This is a genomic window from Blautia sp. AF14-40 (genome assembly GCF_003479665.1).
Classification (GTDB): Bacteria; Bacillota; Clostridia; order Lachnospirales; family Lachnospiraceae; genus Fusicatenibacter; species Fusicatenibacter saccharivorans.
In genome coordinates, this window is record NZ_QUHK01000002.1 from 100,764 (window position 1) to 118,176 (window position 17,413).

Sequence of the window (17,413 nt, forward strand, 5' to 3'; positions counted from 1 at the left end):
GCGGCAGAAACGAATGAGATTTTCGTTTCTGCCGCATTTTTATATGGATTTTTCTAGCTTTCTTTTTCGGAAAGCAGAACACCGTTTTTATCAAACACATACGTTGTTCCGTCAATTTTTTTCGTCCCGGTGACGCATCCGCCCCAGCTCTGGAAATAATATGTTTTTCCGTCAATTTCTGCCCAGCCGGTCTGCATGGAAGCATCATCGTTGAAGTAATACCAGTTGTTTTTATAATAGAACCACTGCGATTTTCTCGCACCGCCCCAGCTGTAGGTAAAGTACCAGACACCTTCCCGGATCACCCATTGGTTTGCCGGCATGACGCCGTTTTCATCAACAAAATAAAGATTGTTGTCATACGTAAAGGCTTCATCCGTTTTCCGTGTACAGTCCTCATTAATATAATAGTATTTATTCTGAAGCAGCAGCCAGCCTTCGTGTGCGGCACCGCCCCAGCTTCTGAGATAATAATAGTTTCCATCCCATTTCAGCCACTGGTTCTGATACATTTTTCCGCTCTTATTTACAAAGTAGAGATTGTTGTCATACAGGAAACTTTCGTTCTGCTTTAGGGAACCGTCCGCATTCATAAAATACCAGGCGCCATCGATCTGATACCAGCCATTGGTTACGCAGGAATATTTCTGTACATAATACCAGGCACCGTCATGGTACAGCCAGGTGCTGCCGGAAATACCGCCCCAGGAAAGAAATTTGACGCGGTAACCGTTTAAGGTAAGTGTCGTATTGCGTGCGGCACCTCCCCATGTGTAAAAATAGTACATCGTTTTGGTCTCCGGATCAGCGTGCCATCCGGACGAATACATAATACCGGTATCCTTGGCGAGATAGTACCAGTTGTTGCTGATAAACTGCCATCCGGTCTGCATCTCACCACTGCCGGAAAAATAATAGTAATCTCCGTCAAGCAGAAGCCAGCCTGTTGCCATAACGCCGTCCGCGCCGAGGTAATACGTTTTGTGGTCGAGGGTGAGCCAGCCGGTATACGGTGTTTCATCATCGTTGTAGTAATACCATTTTCCATCCCGTTTTACCCAGCCGATGACGTGGCGTTCGTTTGTGATCACGCCGTTTTCATCAGCGGTATATTTGATGCCCGTTTCTGTGTCGCGCCAGGAAGTGGAGCACACGAGAAGATGGCTGCTGTCTGCATAATATTTCTGTCCGCCGCGGGTGAAAAATCCGCTGTACGGGATGCCGTCATGATAAGCAACGAGCTTGGAAGAACGGTCGCGGTAAATTTCATAGGTATCATCCACGTTGGAAGTGACCGCGGAACCGGAAAAGTCAGCAATGACTGCCGGAAGATCGCCGGAATATTCTGTCGTGGAAAATACGCGCAGCCCCAGAGAGGTCAGGGTCTCGACGGTATCGTTATCCATAATACGGAAGTCACCGGTCTGGATAAAATATTCCGGGTTGACGGCAGCAAGATAGTCTGCATCGACAGCATTCGGATATCCGTGATGATTGGAAGTCATCAGATCAATGCTGTACAGCCCGTAGTTCGAAACAATCCGGCTGGCATCTCCCTCGACGTCGTCGATATCGCTCGTCAGAAAAGCGCGGTGGTCGTTTGCGGAGGCAATTACACCAAGACAGAACTGGTTGGCGTCCTCTTTTGGACTTGTGAGATAATCTTCCTCGTAGTTGACAATCTGGATCTGGAAATTTCCAAAAGCAAAATCAGGAGATCCTTCTTCTGCGGAGGCGGCACCGGGATTCAGATGCTGGATCAGGGTCACGCCTTCAGTCTCTTCTGCAGCAGTAAGAAGCTGGTCGTAGACATAAAGATTGTCCCAGAGACGCGCAGTATTATAGATATAACTGTCATCATACGGGAGCAGATAAACCCGGTCGGGGGAATACAGCCGCACGATGGTATCGCCGGTTCCAATATGGTCGCTGTGCGGATGTGTTGCAACATAAAACTGCAGATTATCGGAGGTGACACCGAGGGAGTCCAGGTAGGAGAGTACCTCATCGTCGTAGCCGGTCGACGTTGTGATGCCGCTGCGCAGCGGATAACGCGGATCAGATCCGTCAGGGTAATCCCAGTCCTCGCCGGAGTCTACCATGCCGAAAATTTTCTGGCCATTATCGTCTACACTTTCCAGAACGATGGCATTGGAGCCGCTGTCGAGTGTCAGAATGTGAATTTTTGCTGTAGTATCAGCCGCATGTGTGTTTTCCGGGGTGAGAAAAAGAAAAGCAGCGGCAAGGGATGCCGCGCCAATGGAAAACATGGATCTGCGGGTATGCCGGGAAAAAGGCATATCAATGGCTCCTTTCGTAACATATATCATTAAAACAAAAAGTAAAACAGCCGGGTGGAAAATAAGCGCTCAACATCACAATTATACAAAATTTCAGGGAAAAGTCAATGTTTATTAGAATTTCGATTACTTGACGCAGACAGGGCATCATGTTAGAATGAGTGGGATTGGGAATGTAAGGAAAAGAAAGGAACCAAACATGATTACCTTATTAAAAATGCCGGCACTGTTTCTGGGAATGCTCGCAGTGTTCTGCTGCCTGGGTTCTTTTTTTATCAGAGAAAACAGGTATGAGAGCGGACATCTGGGTGAAACTGTGCTGTTTGGCTTTATTGCATATTACTTCTTATTTGAACTGATTTCTGTGCCGATGATGGTGCTCGGTGCAAAGCTGCATCTGCTCGCATGGGTATGGGCTGCTGTTGTGGCTGTCCTTGTAATTGCTTCCATCTGTCTTCATCTGGGAATGTGGAGAGAGTGGGGAAAAAGAAGCGGCGGTTTCTGGAGAGGAAAGACGGCGGCTTTTTATGTGATGCTGGTGCTGATTGGAATCCAGCTGTATTTTGTTGCTGCACTGCAGGAAAACGGCAGTGCGGATGCAGCGTATTATGTGGGAAGTGTGACAACGAACCTTGCGACAGATTCCATCAGTAGCTTTGACCCATATACAGGAAAAGCACTGGATTTTTTTAACATCCGTTATGTGTTCAGCATGTATCCGGCAGCAAATGCAGTACTGTGCCGTTTAACGGGCCTTCATCCGCTCGTAGTGACGAAGGTGATTCTCTGTATGATGACGGTAGTTTTAAGTTATCTCGTCTATGCACAGATCGGAAAGGCGCTGTTAAAAGAAAAACAGATGGTATGGGTGCTCCTGTGCTTTATTAGTGTTGTGAATCTGAATTTTCATACGATCTTTTCAAATGCGTCGTTCCTGCTGACGAGGGGATACGAGGGAAAGGCCGTATTGTGCAATATCATCCTCCCGTTTCTGTTTTATCTTGGTCTGCGCATGTATCAGGAGAAAAACGGAAAGAGAGTCTGGCTGCTGTTTTTCATGACAGGCGTCGCTGCGATTGACCTTACGATGTCATCCATGATGACTGTACCGGTGGCCATGAGTGCTGTGATTCTGCCGAATCTTGTGCGGAAAAAACGCTGGGGACAGAGCAGGCTCTATCTGCTTGCTGTGCTACCGTGTGTGCTGGTGCTTGGGGTCTATCTCCTTGGTGTGCGCGGTATCCTGCAGATTCCGGTTGTGCGGTAGAAAGGAGAAAATGTGGGCGGAATAAATCTGAATGAGAGCGGCCTCGATTTTGTGAGACAGGTCTTTGTGACGTTTGGAGGAAACACAACCGTACTGACGCTGTTTCTGCTGTCGGTGCTGTATCTCGCTTTAAAAGGAAAAAAGGAAGAGCGGTATGTGTTCGTAACAACCGCTGTTTTTCTGGCCTTTACGGTATACAATCCATTTGCGGTGAAATATATCCTGGGAAAACTTGGAATGGTCAATGTCTATTACCGGTTTTTCTGGATTCTGCCGATGGTACTGACCATCGGATATGCCTGCACGAAAGTTGTGGGCGGGCAGAAAAAAGGCTGGAGACGGTATCTGACCGCGGCTGCGCTGGCAGCGGTCATCTGTTTTGGCGGAAATTCCGTACTGGCTGGCGGACTGCCGAAGCTGCCGGATAACCAGTACAAGATGCCAGATGATCTTCTGGCCGTCTGTACGGTGCTGCACGAAGAAGCGGGAGAGGGAACCGTAAGAGTTGTCTTTGAACCGGATTTCAACCTGATCGTGCGGCAGTATGATGCTTCGTTTGAACTGGTTCTGGACCGCGATATGGTTCTGACCTATCAGGGCTCCAATACGGTATCAACCGATGCACTGACCGAGCAGGAAATTGAAGACGAAACAAAGATCCTTCAGATTATCACACAGATGGATCTGTCGCTGGATCAGAAAGAATTTTACAGAAGTCTTAGGGAAATGAATGCAGAGTATATTGTACTTTCGAGCAGTTCAGCGGCAGTATCCTATGTGGAAACAGCGGGGTGCATCCCGGTAAGAGAAGTAGAAGGGCATATCATTTTCCGCGTGGAAGAAAAGTAAGAAGGAGGACTTGTTTTTGAATAAGGCAAAAGATTATATTCAGCTGCACCTGAATATCCTGCTGTTTTCTCTGACGAGTGTGTTCTCAAAAGCAGCATCGGTTCAGCTGAACCGGGGAGGAATCAAAAATCCTCTATTATATGTATTTTTATTTCTGATGGTTGCAAACTGTGGCATTTACGCTATTGCATGGCAGAAGGTAATCAAAAAATTCTCTTTGTCAACCGCATATGCAAACCGCAGCGTCTATCTGATCTGGTCCCAGATCTGGGCCGTGCTCATTTTTCATGAAAATCTGACGGTAAAAAATATCATCGGCCTTCTGATTGTGCTGGTGGGAGTTATGGTGGTGCAGCGATATGAATAAATATATGATTTTAATGCTGATCTGTACAATGTTTTCAGCAGTATCACAGATTCTGCTGAAACAAAGCGCCAACGAGGAGCATGCATCTGCACTTCGCGAGTATCTGAACTGGCGCGTGATTGTGGCGTATCTGATTTTTGGCAGTGTACTTCTTTTAAATACGTATGCCTACACACAGGTAGATTTGAAATACGGTCCGGTGTTGGATACCTTTACGTACGTCTTTGTCCTGCTGCTTTCCTTTGGCGTTTTGAAAGAAAAGGTATCAAAAGGAAAGCTGATTGGGAATCTGATTATTATCCTGGGAGTACTGGTGTATACATTGCCGTAAAACGTTCCGATGATGGAAAGAAAGCGATATCAGCTAAGCAGTCCTTGTCCTTTGAAATAGGGGGTCTGCGTACAATAAACGAACGGCTTTTGATTATGAATAAGAAAAAAATAGATTATCGTTTTAAGATATTATATGCTGTGGCGATTCTGATGGTTGTTGCGGGACATTGTGATGGTGGTGGAATTTCTTTGGACTTTGCGCAATGGTTTCCGTATGAGGGAATCCATCTGGCGCTGTTTACTTTTTGTTCAGGATATTTTTTTAAAGATGCAGCACTGAAACGACCGGGGAGATATGTCTGTAAAAAGCTTCGTACCCTGATACTTCCAATGTATGGGTATACGATTGCGTATGGGCTGCTTGTCAGGTTATTACATCGGTGGGGCTTTCAAATCGGTGGAAAATTTAATTTGCACAATATTCTGATTTCACCTTTAAACGATGGGCATCAGTTTGTCCTTAATATGGCCGGCTGGTATATTGTGCCCTTGTTTATGGTAGAAATATTAAATTGTATGATTCGGGCATTTTTTAAGCGAAAAGGATGGCAGATACCGGAATGGATATTTTTTGCAGGGGCAGTACTTATTGGAATGGGCGGCAATTTTTTGGCGATTATGGAATATCGCACCAGCTGGTGGCTGACAGTGGTCAGAATTCTGTATTTTGCTCCGTTTTATGCAATGGGTATTTTTTATAAAAAGATACTGGAGAAATATGTGGACAGGATTCCATCTGTAGTGTATTTTGCGATTGTGTTTGCTGCAAAACTTATGATTTTTCTTCATTATAAAACTAGGTTGGCTTATACGCCAGCGTGGTGCAATGACTTTAATCAAGGACCGGTCATGCCAATTATTATTGGTTTTTTGGGAATTGCACTTTGGATGCGGATTGCAACGATAATGGAACCAGTATTTGGAAGAAAAAAGTGGATTAATCTTCTTGCAGACAACACATTTTCGATTATGGAAAATCAGTTTTTGGGTTTTTTACTTGTAAAAGTTGCTTTCGGAACAATTGCGAATGGCACAAAGCTGTTTTTGAAGTTTGACTGGTCAAGATGTAAAAGTGATATTTGGTGGTATTATATGCCGAAGGACGTAGAACAGACAAAAATTCTGTATTTATTAGCAGCGATTTTTGTTGCCTTACTGATCCAGTGGATCCTTACACAGGTGAAAAAAATGGGAAAAAACATATTTTTGTACGTAAGACAATAGTTAAGCGTATACTGCTTTAAATATTTTGCAAAATAAAAATCCCGCAGAAAAAGAAATGAAAACTTTTTCTGCGGGATTTTATTTTATATTGCATAGATCTGAATCGTTATCAAATTTTTATTGATAATCGATAGGAGACAGGTCGTGAGGATCATCTTCCGCAGAAGAGCCTAGATGTCTGATGGTTTTGGAATTATCCTCATTTTCAGAGAAATCGTCCTCATCTATTCCAGAAGAAGAACTTTCGACTGTGGAATCCAAATCGTTTTCTGTAAAAGAAGAAGCGGAGGAAATGTCACTTACCGAAGTGGAGTCGGGTGTTTCCTCTTCCAATTCAGGATTTGTATCGCAAGGACCCTCGATGAGATGGTAATCCGACTCGGAAAAATGATACCATTTCCCATCCTCAAGCTTTTGCCAGCCGGAAACCGCGTGGCCGTCCTTATCAATAAAATAAGACTGCTTACCGTCAGCCCAGAGCTGATGTGGATTGTAAGTTACCCATTCGTTATTGGCAAATCGATCTTCTTCCTTAATATAAAATTTCTGATATTCGCCATCGCCGACCCAGACGGGGGTAAGATCAGCATCAAGTTCATCGAAGAATCGGGAGCCCATAGAGAGCTGGCGATTCAGTTCATCGAAGCCAAGTTCTTCGGCAAGTGTAGGCTTGTCTGAAAAAAGATTCGTACCAAGTCCAAGACGGTCACCGTCAATGACAGCTCCAAGGCTTGCGAGAGTAGTTGGGAACATATCCATCGTGGTGAAAATCCGATTTTTTTCATGAACCGGAAGAATGGGTGAATTTAAAATAGCGTTATAAGTAGAACGTTGATAATCTTCATCGATGTTTTCACAAAAATCAGAGTCCATGGTCAGATGATCACCGGAAAGAATTATAGTCGTGTTTTCATAAAAAGGCTGTTCCTTGATCCAGTCTATAAACTCACTGACACGGGAACTGGAGCAGTCAATCACCATACCGTAGTGGTCATCTCCGTACTGCTTTTCATCACACTCGTCACATTTGTAGCCGTCCTCGAAGTGGGTGGCAACAGTCAGCATACTGAAGTTGAACGGTTCGTCATTCTTGGAAATCTCCGTCAGTTTATCTTTTGCATACTCAAACAGTTTGGCATCTTCATAGCCCCACCACTGGTAGTAGCCTTCCGGGATCAGTCCCTCGCTGATCGCCCAGTAGTAATCGTCAATTTCATAATCACCGTGCGAAGTGAAGTAATTCTTCCGTCCGCCGAATGCGGCATCGGAACCCATCATAAAGTACTGTTTGTAGCCGGCTTCATTGAGAACGTCGCCAAGTGTTGAAAGCTGCGGAAAAAAGCTGTCCTGATAAGCCATCTCATTGCCTTGAATCGAAAGCTTCAGCGGAAGACCGGAAGTCTGTGCAAAGAGACCGCCCATGGTCCAGGTGGTTCCGGTTGTCGGATAAGCGCCGCCCAGCTTGTCGGAGTTGGAAAAATTGATATTGTCCAGGGCAAGATTAGTCAGGGCGGGAATAAAATTGTGGTCGTAAGCACCGCCGTCTTTTTTATCAGAATAGGTGCTTTCCATTGATTCCAGATAAATATAGATCAGATTCCGTTTCTTTTCCGGGAATGTAATCGTTGTCTGGGACGGATTGACGTAATTATCTTCGATCAAAGTGCTGTAGCTGTTCTGAATGTGCAGGTAAGTATCGATATCCAGCGTCGTCCAGACATTATAAAGAGAATAGGAAGAAAGAGCGATTCCCAGGGCAATGCAGATGCAACCGAGAATGATTTCCACTTTCTTCCGATGGCGCAGGATAATAAAAAGCGCGATCAGAATAGCAAGAACGGCAAAAGAGATCATGCCGCAGGACCAGACGTAACTCCAGAGCACATCCTTGCTGGTACCCTCAAGGGGTGCCTTTAAGTGATAAACAAGTTCTTCCATATCAAGATGCGCCCAGGTCGCGAGCATCCAGCGGGAAGACGTAAAAAGAAGGATCCCAAGGAATCCTAACAGAACGGAAAGAATGGAAAAAAGTATCTTTCCAACATGCTGTACTTTTTTGCGAGACACAGTAAATAACCTCCAGTTTTCTTTAGTGTTTTATAATAGGTAACAAACAGGTAGCGTTAGGTATAAAATATAACTGGGAACTTACGATATTATAACAGAAACTTTACGAAAAAAATAGTATTTTCTTAAAAAATACGAGTGGAAAATGAAAATCCGGGAATTTACATAAAAAGCGGCGGGGCGGGCGTGAAAATGGGTTCTTGAGTTTCTCAGAAAAGAATGGTATAATAGCAAAGATTGTAGACACAAAAGAGGTCAAAAAAAGATCTGTTCACATTTTTGTGGAGAAGAGAAAGGAAAGAAAAATGGGAAAAATTAAAGTAGAATCTTGTGAAATTGAAGGATTAAAAGTAATTACCCCAACCGTATTCGGCGATGAGCGCGGATATTTTATGGAGACATACAATTACAATGATTTTAAAGAAGCCGGCATTGATGTCCAGTTCGTACAGGATAACCAGTCTGCATCCAAAAAAGGTGTCCTGCGCGGACTTCACTTCCAGATCAATTACCCGCAGGACAAACTGGTACGCGTGGTAAACGGTGAAGTATTCGATGTTGCAGTTGACCTTCGCGAGGGATCCAAAACCTACGGAAAATGGTTCGGCGTGCTGCTTTCAGCAGAAAACAAGAAACAGTTCTTTATTCCGAAGAATTTTGCACACGGATTTATCGTACTCTCTGACTACGCAGAATTTGCTTATAAATGTACGGATTTCTATCATCCAAACGATGAAGGCGGTCTGTATTTTGACGATCCGGAGATCGGCGTGGAGTGGCCGATGCCGGAAGGAATGACAAAAGAAGATCTGATTATTTCGGAAAAAGATCATAAATGGGGCGGAATTAAGGATTTAAAGAAATAAGGAGTAAAAAACATTTATGAACGTATTCAAAGAACTTTATCAGAACCGGAAACTGATCTGGAAACTGTCGAAAAATGATTTCCGCAACAAATTTGCCGGAGCGTATTTTGGCATCGTATGGGCATTCATTCAGCCGATGGTGACGGTTGCTGTTTATTTTGTCGTGTTTCAGCTCGGACTGCGTGTACAGCCAGCTGCCACTGGATATCCGTATATCTGCTGGCTGGTTTCCGGTATTATTCCGTGGTTCTTCTTTTCTGATGCACTGCCAAGTGCGTCAAATTGTCTGCTGGAATACAGTTACCTGGTAAAGAAGGTTGTATTTAAGATCAGTGTGCTTCCAATTGTGAAGGTGATTTCTTCCCTGTTTGTACATCTGTTCTTTATTGTGTTTGCTATTTTGATTTTTGCACTGATGGGAAAACTTCCGCCGGTTCAGATTATCCAGATCGGGTACTATACCTTTGCGGTGATCTGTCTCGTCGTTGTACTTTCCTATCTGACCTGTTCCATCACACCGTTTTTCCGCGATTTCGGCCAGATTATCAATGTAATTCTGAATGTCGGCATGTGGGCAACCCCGATTCTGTGGGATACCACAACAATTCCGAATATTCCGAACTGGCTGAACAGCCTTCTGAAGCTGAATCCTCTGTACTATATTGTCCAGGGATATCGTGACAGCTTTATGAATGGACTCTGGTTCTTCGAGCATCCATGGCACACCCTTTACTTCTGGGCTTTTGTGCTTATGGCAGGACTAATCAGTTCCAAAGTGTTCAAGCGCCTCCGGGTTCATTTCTCAGATGTATTATAGGAGGATGGAATGAGCACAGAAAATACAGAAACAGTAATTTCAATTAACCATGTCAGCAAGGTCTACAAGCTGTTTGAAAAGCCGATGGACCGTCTGAAAGAATCGCTTTCACTGACACATAAAAACTATCACACCGATCATTTTGCGCTGGAGGATATCTCGCTCGAGGTGCACAAAGGCGAGTGTGTCGGTATCATTGGAACGAACGGTTCCGGAAAATCCACACTGCTGAAAATCGTCACAGGTGTCTTAAACCCGACGAGCGGAAACGTGGAGTTAAAGGGAAGAGTCAGTGCCATTCTGGAACTGGGTGCAGGCTTTAACATGGAGTATACCGGTATTGAGAACATTTTCCTGAACGGAACGATGCTTGGCTATACCGAGGAGGAGATGAAGGCAAAGCTCGACGATATCATTGCGTTTGCAGAGATCGGTGACTTTATCAATCAGCCGGTTAAGACGTATTCCAGCGGTATGTTTGCCCGCCTTGCCTTCGCGGTTGCGATCAATGTGGATCCGGATATTCTGATTGTCGATGAGGCCTTAAGCGTCGGAGACATTTTCTTCCAGTCCAAGTGTTACCGGAAATTTAACGATCTGAAAGAAGCAGGAAAAACGATCCTTTTCGTTTCCCACGATATGGGCAGCGTCATCAAGTACTGTGAGAGATGTCTTCTGATTAACAAAGGAAAACAGGTGATGGTTGGAAAATCGTCGGAGGCAGTCGATGTCTACAAGAAGATTCTTGCCAACCAGTACGATGACGAGACAAAAGAAGAGGAAGAGACCGAAGAGAGTGCAGAACAGACCGAAGAGAGAACCGAAGCAGATGCATCCGGTGCCGTATCGGCAGAAAAGCCGAAAAAAGGCCTCTGGAGAGAACGCCTGATTGCGAATGCGCAGCTGGTAGAGTATGGAGACAAGGCTGCGGAGATCGTGGACTTTGCGATTATTGACCACAAAGGTATGATTACATCTTCTGTGGATAAAAACCAGAGATTCCGCATCAAGATGAAAATCAAGTTCCATGAAACGATGGAGCATCCGATTTTTGCCTTTTCGATCAAAGACCGGAAGGGAACGGAGATTACCGGAACGAATACGGCGCTGGAGGATTACACAAAAGACGTGGTGGAAGCGGGAAAGACCGTCACGGTATGCTTTGACCAGATCATGCCGCTGCAGAGCGGACAGTATCTGATGTCGTTTGGATGTACCAGCTACCATCTGGAAGAGCTGGTGATCCACCACAGACTGTACGATGCTTGCTTCCTGGAAGTCTTCTCCATGAAAGACACCGTAGGATTTTTTGATATGAACTCTACCGTGACCTACGAGTAGGATGCGGAGGATAAACGACGGGGGTTATATGAAAGAAACAATAGGAAATGTTCTTTTGAACCTGGATTATTATGACGGCGAAGATGCTTACAGCGACGGCAGCATTGAGGACCGGCTGCTGGAGATCGTCAAGACGACGCCGAAAGAGGATTACCAGAAGGTAATCCTCACAGAAAAAAGCTGGCCGATTTTTTATCATCTCTCTCCGGAACGGGAAAATATTCTGGACTGGTATGAGTGGAAAGACGATGCTTCCGTATTTGAAGTCGGAGCCGGCTGCGGAGCCATTTCCGGCGTGCTCTGCAGAAATGCAAAGCGGGTAGTGGCAAACGATCTGTCGAAGCGGCGCAGTACGATCAATGCCTACAAAAATCAGGATGCGTCCAACCTGGAGATTATGGTTGGAAACTTTAATGTTGTTGCAGAAAAAATGGAAGAACGCTTCGATTACGTGACACTGATCGGTGTTCTGGAGTATGCAAAAAGCTATATTGGAAAGGATAATCCGTATCCGGAATATCTGGAAAAGATCAATCGTCTCTTAAAACCGGGCGGAAAAATCCTGATTGCGATTGAGAACCGTCTGGGACTGAAGTATTTTGCCGGCTGCAGGGAAGACCATGTGGGCCGGGAATTTGTCGGAATTGAAGGATATCCGGGGATCGATTTTGTCGAGACATTCAGCAAACCGGAGCTGGAGCAGATGCTGCAGGAAAACGGTTTTTCGAAGTTCAAGTTTTATTATCCCTATCCGGATTACAAATTTCCGGCGGTCATTTATTCGGATGAATATCTGCCGAAGCCGGGTGAATTGAGAAAAAATCAGCGGAATTTTGATGCTGACAGGATCACACTTTTTGACGAAGGCAAAGCATTTGACGGAATCCTGAAGTCCGGTCTGTTTCCGGTTTTTTCCAATTCCTTTCTGATTGAAGTGGAGAAAAAGGAGTAAACGTATGAGGAAAGTTCTGTATACGAAATTTTCGAGAGAACGTCGGAACGAATTTCAGATTATGACCCGGATTACAGAAGAGGATGGGATCCGGCGTGTGTGGAAGCTTCCGCTGCAGAAAGAGGGAGAACTCCACATCCGGCATATGTATGAAAACTATAGAAAGCTGGAGCATCTGTACGCCTATGCGGGCGTACAGATCTGCCCATGCGAACTGGATGAAGAAAAATGCGCGCTTGCATTTCCTTTTGTAGAAGGGGAAAGTCTGGAAACGCGCATTTCCCGTCATGGAAAAGAAAAAGATTTTGCATCGCTGAAAAAGGATTATGAACTGCTGTATCAGATCATTGCATCGGCAAAAGGGAAGAAATCCTTTGTGGAAACCGATGCGTTCTGTGAGGTGTTCGGCCATCCGGCATTGAAAGAAGGACTTGCCGCAGCGGAGATTTCCAATATTGACATGATTCCGGGCAACCTTCTTCTGGATGGAGAAAAGGTCTGGGTGGCAGACTACGAGTGGGTATTCCCGTTTGCCGTACCGATTGCATTTATCTATGCGCGGAGCGTCTTTTTACAGGAGGCGGCGAGTGCACTGACGAAGGAAGAGCAGGAAGAACTGTACGCCATTGGCGGTATTTCCATGGAAGAGATTCCGGTATACTACCATATGGAAGAGTGCTTCCAGGAATTCGCGGCCGGAAAGGGTGAGCCAAATGCGCTCGCCACGTTCTATGGAAAACTGCACCGGCACAATTATCCGCTTTCTATCTGGGAAAAAGAAAAAATGATGTACCCGGTTGTGCTCACCGAAACAGCACCGGAGGAGAGAGAACTCTATTATGAGGACTGCTTCGGCTTGGATGAGCAGAAGGTGATGATGCTTGAAAAGGCAGACGCGGACGGAGAGCTTTCCCTTCAGCTGATGCAGGAGGGGGCTGTCATTAAAATCCGTTCTCTCGCGGGCGTATGCAGCGATGGAAAGACGGAACGTATCGCTTTTTCGCACAACGCCGAGCTTGAGATTATCGACGACTATTATTTCCTTGGAACGCCGGTTCTGAAATTCCGGAATGCCGGTTATGAACAGATCCGGATTGATTACCGGATTTACTACAAAGGCGATGGCGTTACGTCCCAGTTTATTCAATATATCCGTCAGAATAAAGATCTGAGGGATGAACTGAACGGGGAGATTTATCGGAAAGGCCAGCTGCAGGCAGAAATCGAAGCAGAAAAAGCGGCACTTGCACACAGGGAAGAAGAACTCCAGGAAACGAGAAAACAGAAGCAGTTTCTGGAGGAAGAGCTGGAGCGGATGCGCCAGCGTAAGGTTGTGCGTATGGCAGATAAAGTGCAGCATGTGATAAAAAGGAGTAAATAACTATGGATGTATCCATTGTCATTCCTACCAAAAATGGTGGGCATCTGTTTGAAAAAGTGCTGGATGCCGTTTTCAAACAGAAGACAGAGTATGAATATGAAGTAATTTGCGTGGATTCCGGGTCAAAGGACGGAACTCTCGATGTGATCCGCAAATATCCATGCCGTTTGTTTCAGATTGAGCCGTCCGAATTTGGACATGGAAAAACGAGAAACTATGGTGCTTCCAAAGGAAACGGAACGTATATCATCTTTATTACGCAGGATGCGCTTCCAGCGACCGATACCTGGCTGCAGAATTTCATTGATGCCATGAAGATGGACCCGGAAATCGTGGGAGGATTCGGGATTCATTATCCGTATCCGGACTGCAATCTGCTTGACAAGCGTGATCTGGACGGCCATTTTAAAGGATTTGGAGAAACTAATACGATTTTCCACCTTGATGATCCGGAACGCTACGAAAGAGAAGAAGGATATCGTCATTATCTGGCGTTTTTCTCCGACAATAACTCCTGTATCCGAAGAGATATTTTTGAAAAATATCCGTATGAGGATGTCAACTTTGCCGAGGATCAGATCTGGGCGAGAAAGATGATTGAACTCGGATTCAAAAAAGTATACTGCCCGTATGCACCGGTATATCATTCCCACAATTTCAAACTCAGAACGTATTTCAAACGGTATTATGATGAGCAGAAGGGATTATATGAAGTTCATCAGTATATGATTGCACAGAAATGGACGCAGCTTCCGGGCATGCTGTACCGGCAGGTGAGAGGGGACTGCGTGTATATCCGTCAGCAGCCGCTCAGTAAAAAAGAGAAAATCCACTGGGCATTTTATTCCCTGTTTCGCAATTTTGACCGCTTTGTGGGCGGCTATCTCGGCGGAAAATACCATCTGTATTCCAAACGGAAACAACAGTTCCTGGATCGTCACATTTCGCAGCAGTACGATCAGAGACATGCATAGAAGAAAGGAAAAAGAAACGTGAAAAAACCAAATGTAGCATACCGTGCGTTACGGTATCTGAAGAATCATGGATTAAAAGAAACGATTGAGCGCGCAAAACAGGGCAATGAGCCGGCTGTACCGCCGAAGAACAACGTCATCGGATTTTACAGATTTGTCGTAGACAACGATCCGATCCCGTTCAATCAAAAAGAGTATGAGAAACATAAAAACGACAAGAAAAAGATCCTGAATTGGGTTGTACCGGAAATGGGACCTGGTTCCGGCGGTCATACCACCATTTTCCGTTTTATTTCCAACCTGGAGCGCCTCGGTTTCCACAGTAGAGTTTATCTCTACATGTCCCCGAATTTTCAGGATAATGCGTCCATCCGCAAATTCCTAAAAGAGTACTTCCCGCTTCTTGTGCCGGAAGTAGAAGTTTACTGCGATGTATCCCAGATGAAATTTGCACATGCAACCGTAGCAACCTCCTGGACCACCGCTTACTACGTAAGAAAATTCCAGAATACGATTTCGAAGTTTTACTTCGTACAGGATTTCGAGCCGCATTTCTATGCACACGGTTCCGAGTATGAATTTGCTGAGAACACCTATAAGATGGGATTCCGCGGAATCACTGCAGGTGATTGGTTAAGAGACATCATGAGAAATGAGTACGGCATGCAGGCAGACAGCTTCCATTTCTCCTACGATGACAAAGTATATCAGCCGAAAGAAAAACCGGACAACGAAAAGAGAGTCTTTTTCTATGCGCGCCCGGTTACCCCGAGACGTGATTTCGAGCTCGGTATGCTGGCACTCAATGAGCTGTGCCGCAGAATGCCAGAGATCGAGGTTGTTTTCGCGGGATGGGATGTCAGCGGCTATGAGATTCCGTTCAAACACAGAAATTTAGGTATCGTAACACCGCAGGTGCTGGCAGATTCCTATGCGATCTGTGATATGTGCCTTGTTATTTCGAATACCAACCTTTCCCTCGTACCGTTCGAGGTTATGGCCTGCAACTCGGTCGCTGTCTGCTCCAAGGGTGCAAACAGCAGCTGGATGGTAAATGAGGAAAACTCCATTCTGGTTGACTATGATCCGATCCAGATCGCAGACAGAATGGAATATTACTTCAACCACCCGGATGAGCTGGCTACAATCCGCAAAAAGGGAATGGATTTCGTAAAGGGAACCTCCTGGTACAAAGAAGCAGAAAAAGTTTATGCAAGCATGTTAAAGGGAATTGAGGAAGATGAGAAAAAACTGCAGTAAGGATGTGAGCAGAGAACACAGAATAGAAATTCTGTTTGTGTTCGGTGTATTCCTGTTTTACTTTTTATGGTCCTGTACGCAGCGATACAATTTTTCGGCGGATGAATCAATGCGCTATCAGATTGCACAGTTTATCTATGAACACGGAAGTCTTCCGCGCGGAGATGATCCACTGATCCGGAATGAGGACTGGGGAACCTCCTATGCGTTTAATCCCATCCTTTCTTACATGGCATCAGCCGTTCTGATGAAAGGCATGAGTCTTTTTACAACAAATGAATGGATGCTGCTGCTTTCCGCCCGGTTTGTTAATGTACTGCTTGGAGCGTTGATGGCATGGGTTGTGTTGAAGGCAGCAAAATTGTTGTTTCCGAGGCGGTATGCATGGATGTTTACCGCACTGGTTGTCTTTCTGCCGGGAAATGTGATTCTGTATTCTTACGTCAACTGCGATGCGCTCGCCATGTGTTCAACGGCTATTATTTTTTATTCCTGGGTCAAGGCGTATAAGGAAGGATGGAACTGGACAACTTGTGCAGTGTCTGCCATTGGAATGGGCCTTTGTTTCCTGTCGTATTACAATGCGTATGGATTTATCCTGACGACATTTTTCTTCTTTGTGGGAACGATGCTGACCGATCAGGAAAAGGCACCAAAAGAGCGTTGGAAAGAGATGATCCAGAAAGGTCTTTTTATTCTTGTGATCGTCTGTGTCATTGCTTTGTGGTGGTTTATTCGAAATGCAATTCTCTATCACGGGGATTTTCTGGGAAGAGAGACATCGAGTGCGTGTGCGGAACTGTATGCGAGAGCTAAGTACAAGCCATCGAACAGCAAAACATTCCAGAAAAAAGGCGACTCCATGCTATGTATGATCTTCTACAGACCAGTTTATCTGGAGCATGACTGGCTTGTGACAGTGCTGTACAGCTTTGTCGGTGCTTTTGGCTATAATAGGATTTATCTTTCCAAAATGATTATTGTTCCATACCTCTGCTGTCTTGGCATCGGCCTCATTCTGATGCGGAACTGTTGCCAGAGAGACTTTTTCTTCTGGAATGCCGATGGCACACAGACGGCGATTGCTGGTAAAACAAAGAGAAAATGGAGTAAAACAGGATGGTTTACCTGGGCAAATGTGTTTGCACTGCTGATTCCAAACTATCTGAATGCATATTATTCCTACAGCTCTGATTTTCAGCCGCAGGGACGATACAGCATGCCGATGCTGATTCCGCTGATGTATTTCGTGACGAAGGGTGTGCAGGCGTTCCTGAAACGGGAGAAAAAACTACAGAAGTATGAAAAATTGTTCTGTATTCTGGTCTGTGTGGCGGCAGCGGCATTAGCGGCATTCACTTGGGCGAGAATCATCTATCCGATGTACTTGCAGAACTACTACGGATTGCGGTAAG

At 45.2% G+C, this 17,413-nt stretch carries 15 protein-coding genes; 13 read left to right on the forward strand and 2 right to left on the reverse strand.

Annotated features, from left to right (window positions below):
* Positions 1 to 53 precede the first annotated feature (53 nt).
* Entirely contained in the window at positions 54 to 2,300 is a 2,247-nt protein-coding gene (locus DWW13_RS02455) for a hypothetical protein (RefSeq protein WP_158579737.1), read from the reverse strand.
* 199 nt (positions 2,301 to 2,499) lie between these two features.
* Here DWW13_RS02455 and DWW13_RS02460 point away from each other — a divergent pair, with 199 nt between their 5' ends.
* The 5 genes from DWW13_RS02460 to DWW13_RS02480 all read left to right on the forward strand — a co-directional run bounded on the left by DWW13_RS02460 (position 2,500) and on the right by DWW13_RS02480 (position 6,340).
* Positions 2,500 to 3,567 (forward strand): DUF6077 domain-containing protein, encoded by a 1,068-nt coding sequence (locus DWW13_RS02460; RefSeq protein ID WP_118600536.1) that lies wholly within the window; start codon positions 2,500 to 2,502, stop codon positions 3,565 to 3,567.
* A 12-nt stretch (positions 3,568 to 3,579) separates the two neighbouring features.
* Positions 3,580 to 4,416, forward strand: a complete 837-nt coding sequence (locus DWW13_RS02465) for a hypothetical protein (protein WP_055227571.1) — start codon at positions 3,580 to 3,582, stop codon at positions 4,414 to 4,416.
* A 16-nt stretch (positions 4,417 to 4,432) separates the two neighbouring features.
* Entirely contained in the window at positions 4,433 to 4,783 is a 351-nt protein-coding gene (locus DWW13_RS02470) for an EamA family transporter (protein WP_055265337.1), read from the forward strand.
* Entirely contained in the window at positions 4,776 to 5,114 is a 339-nt protein-coding gene (locus DWW13_RS02475; RefSeq protein ID WP_022462983.1) for an EamA family transporter, read from the forward strand. Before DWW13_RS02470 ends, DWW13_RS02475 begins: the two co-directional genes overlap by 8 nt.
* A gap of 95 nt (positions 5,115 to 5,209) precedes the next feature.
* Positions 5,210 to 6,340, forward strand: a complete 1,131-nt coding sequence (locus tag DWW13_RS02480; protein WP_055227568.1) for an acyltransferase family protein — start codon at positions 5,210 to 5,212, stop codon at positions 6,338 to 6,340.
* Positions 6,341 to 6,457: 117 nt separating this feature from the next.
* Here the strand turns inward: DWW13_RS02480 and DWW13_RS02485 are convergent, their stop codons facing one another.
* A complete protein-coding gene (locus DWW13_RS02485) occupies positions 6,458 to 8,407 on the reverse strand; it encodes a sulfatase-like hydrolase/transferase (protein WP_070103202.1) in 1,950 nt (649 codons plus the stop codon).
* A 305-nt stretch (positions 8,408 to 8,712) separates the two neighbouring features.
* Here DWW13_RS02485 and rfbC point away from each other — a divergent pair, with 305 nt between their 5' ends.
* From rfbC to DWW13_RS02525, 8 genes are all read left to right on the forward strand, one after another.
* Entirely contained in the window at positions 8,713 to 9,273 is a 561-nt protein-coding gene (rfbC, locus tag DWW13_RS02490) for a dTDP-4-dehydrorhamnose 3,5-epimerase (RefSeq protein WP_022462980.1), read from the forward strand.
* A 16-nt stretch (positions 9,274 to 9,289) separates the two neighbouring features.
* Positions 9,290 to 10,090 carry an ABC transporter permease gene (locus DWW13_RS02495; RefSeq protein WP_055227566.1) on the forward strand — a complete coding sequence of 267 codons (801 nt, stop codon included), beginning with the start codon at positions 9,290 to 9,292 and terminating at the stop codon, positions 10,088 to 10,090.
* A gap of 9 nt (positions 10,091 to 10,099) precedes the next feature.
* A complete protein-coding gene (locus tag DWW13_RS02500; protein ID WP_117801715.1) occupies positions 10,100 to 11,431 on the forward strand; it encodes an ABC transporter ATP-binding protein in 1,332 nt (443 codons plus the stop codon).
* A gap of 28 nt (positions 11,432 to 11,459) precedes the next feature.
* Positions 11,460 to 12,383, forward strand: coding sequence for a class I SAM-dependent methyltransferase (locus DWW13_RS02505; RefSeq protein ID WP_055227563.1), 924 nt, complete (start codon positions 11,460 to 11,462; stop codon positions 12,381 to 12,383).
* Positions 12,384 to 12,387: 4 nt separating this feature from the next.
* Complete coding sequence (locus DWW13_RS02510) at positions 12,388 to 13,764, forward strand: hypothetical protein (RefSeq protein WP_118700698.1); 1,377 nt, start codon at positions 12,388 to 12,390, stop codon at positions 13,762 to 13,764.
* A gap of 2 nt (positions 13,765 to 13,766) precedes the next feature.
* Entirely contained in the window at positions 13,767 to 14,738 is a 972-nt protein-coding gene (locus DWW13_RS02515; protein ID WP_022462975.1) for a glycosyltransferase family 2 protein, read from the forward strand.
* Between the two features lie 18 nt (positions 14,739 to 14,756).
* Complete coding sequence (locus tag DWW13_RS02520) at positions 14,757 to 15,998, forward strand: rhamnosyltransferase WsaF family glycosyltransferase (protein WP_022462974.1); 1,242 nt, start codon at positions 14,757 to 14,759, stop codon at positions 15,996 to 15,998.
* A gap of 109 nt (positions 15,999 to 16,107) precedes the next feature.
* Positions 16,108 to 17,412, forward strand: coding sequence for an ArnT family glycosyltransferase (locus tag DWW13_RS02525; protein ID WP_158565081.1), 1,305 nt, complete (start codon positions 16,108 to 16,110; stop codon positions 17,410 to 17,412).
* Position 17,413 lies beyond the last annotated feature (1 nt).

Excerpts from the sequence above, each read along its gene's own strand:
- DWW13_RS02455 (WP_158579737.1), bottom strand. The coding sequence starts at position 2,300 with ATGCCTTTTTCCCGGCATACCCGCAGATCCATGTTTTCCATTGGCGCG.
- DWW13_RS02460 (WP_118600536.1), top strand. The coding sequence starts at position 2,500 with ATGATTACCTTATTAAAAATGCCGGCACTGTTTCTGGGAATGCTCGCA.
- DWW13_RS02475 (WP_022462983.1), top strand. The coding sequence starts at position 4,776 with ATGAATAAATATATGATTTTAATGCTGATCTGTACAATGTTTTCAGCA.
- DWW13_RS02480 (WP_055227568.1), top strand. The coding sequence starts at position 5,210 with ATGAATAAGAAAAAAATAGATTATCGTTTTAAGATATTATATGCTGTG.
- rfbC (WP_022462980.1), top strand. The coding sequence starts at position 8,713 with ATGGGAAAAATTAAAGTAGAATCTTGTGAAATTGAAGGATTAAAAGTA.
- DWW13_RS02495 (WP_055227566.1), top strand. The coding sequence starts at position 9,290 with ATGAACGTATTCAAAGAACTTTATCAGAACCGGAAACTGATCTGGAAA.
- DWW13_RS02500 (WP_117801715.1), top strand. The coding sequence starts at position 10,100 with ATGAGCACAGAAAATACAGAAACAGTAATTTCAATTAACCATGTCAGC.
- DWW13_RS02505 (WP_055227563.1), top strand. The coding sequence starts at position 11,460 with ATGAAAGAAACAATAGGAAATGTTCTTTTGAACCTGGATTATTATGAC.
- DWW13_RS02510 (WP_118700698.1), top strand. The coding sequence starts at position 12,388 with ATGAGGAAAGTTCTGTATACGAAATTTTCGAGAGAACGTCGGAACGAA.
- DWW13_RS02515 (WP_022462975.1), top strand. The coding sequence starts at position 13,767 with ATGGATGTATCCATTGTCATTCCTACCAAAAATGGTGGGCATCTGTTT.
- DWW13_RS02525 (WP_158565081.1), top strand. The coding sequence starts at position 16,108 with ATGCGCTATCAGATTGCACAGTTTATCTATGAACACGGAAGTCTTCCG.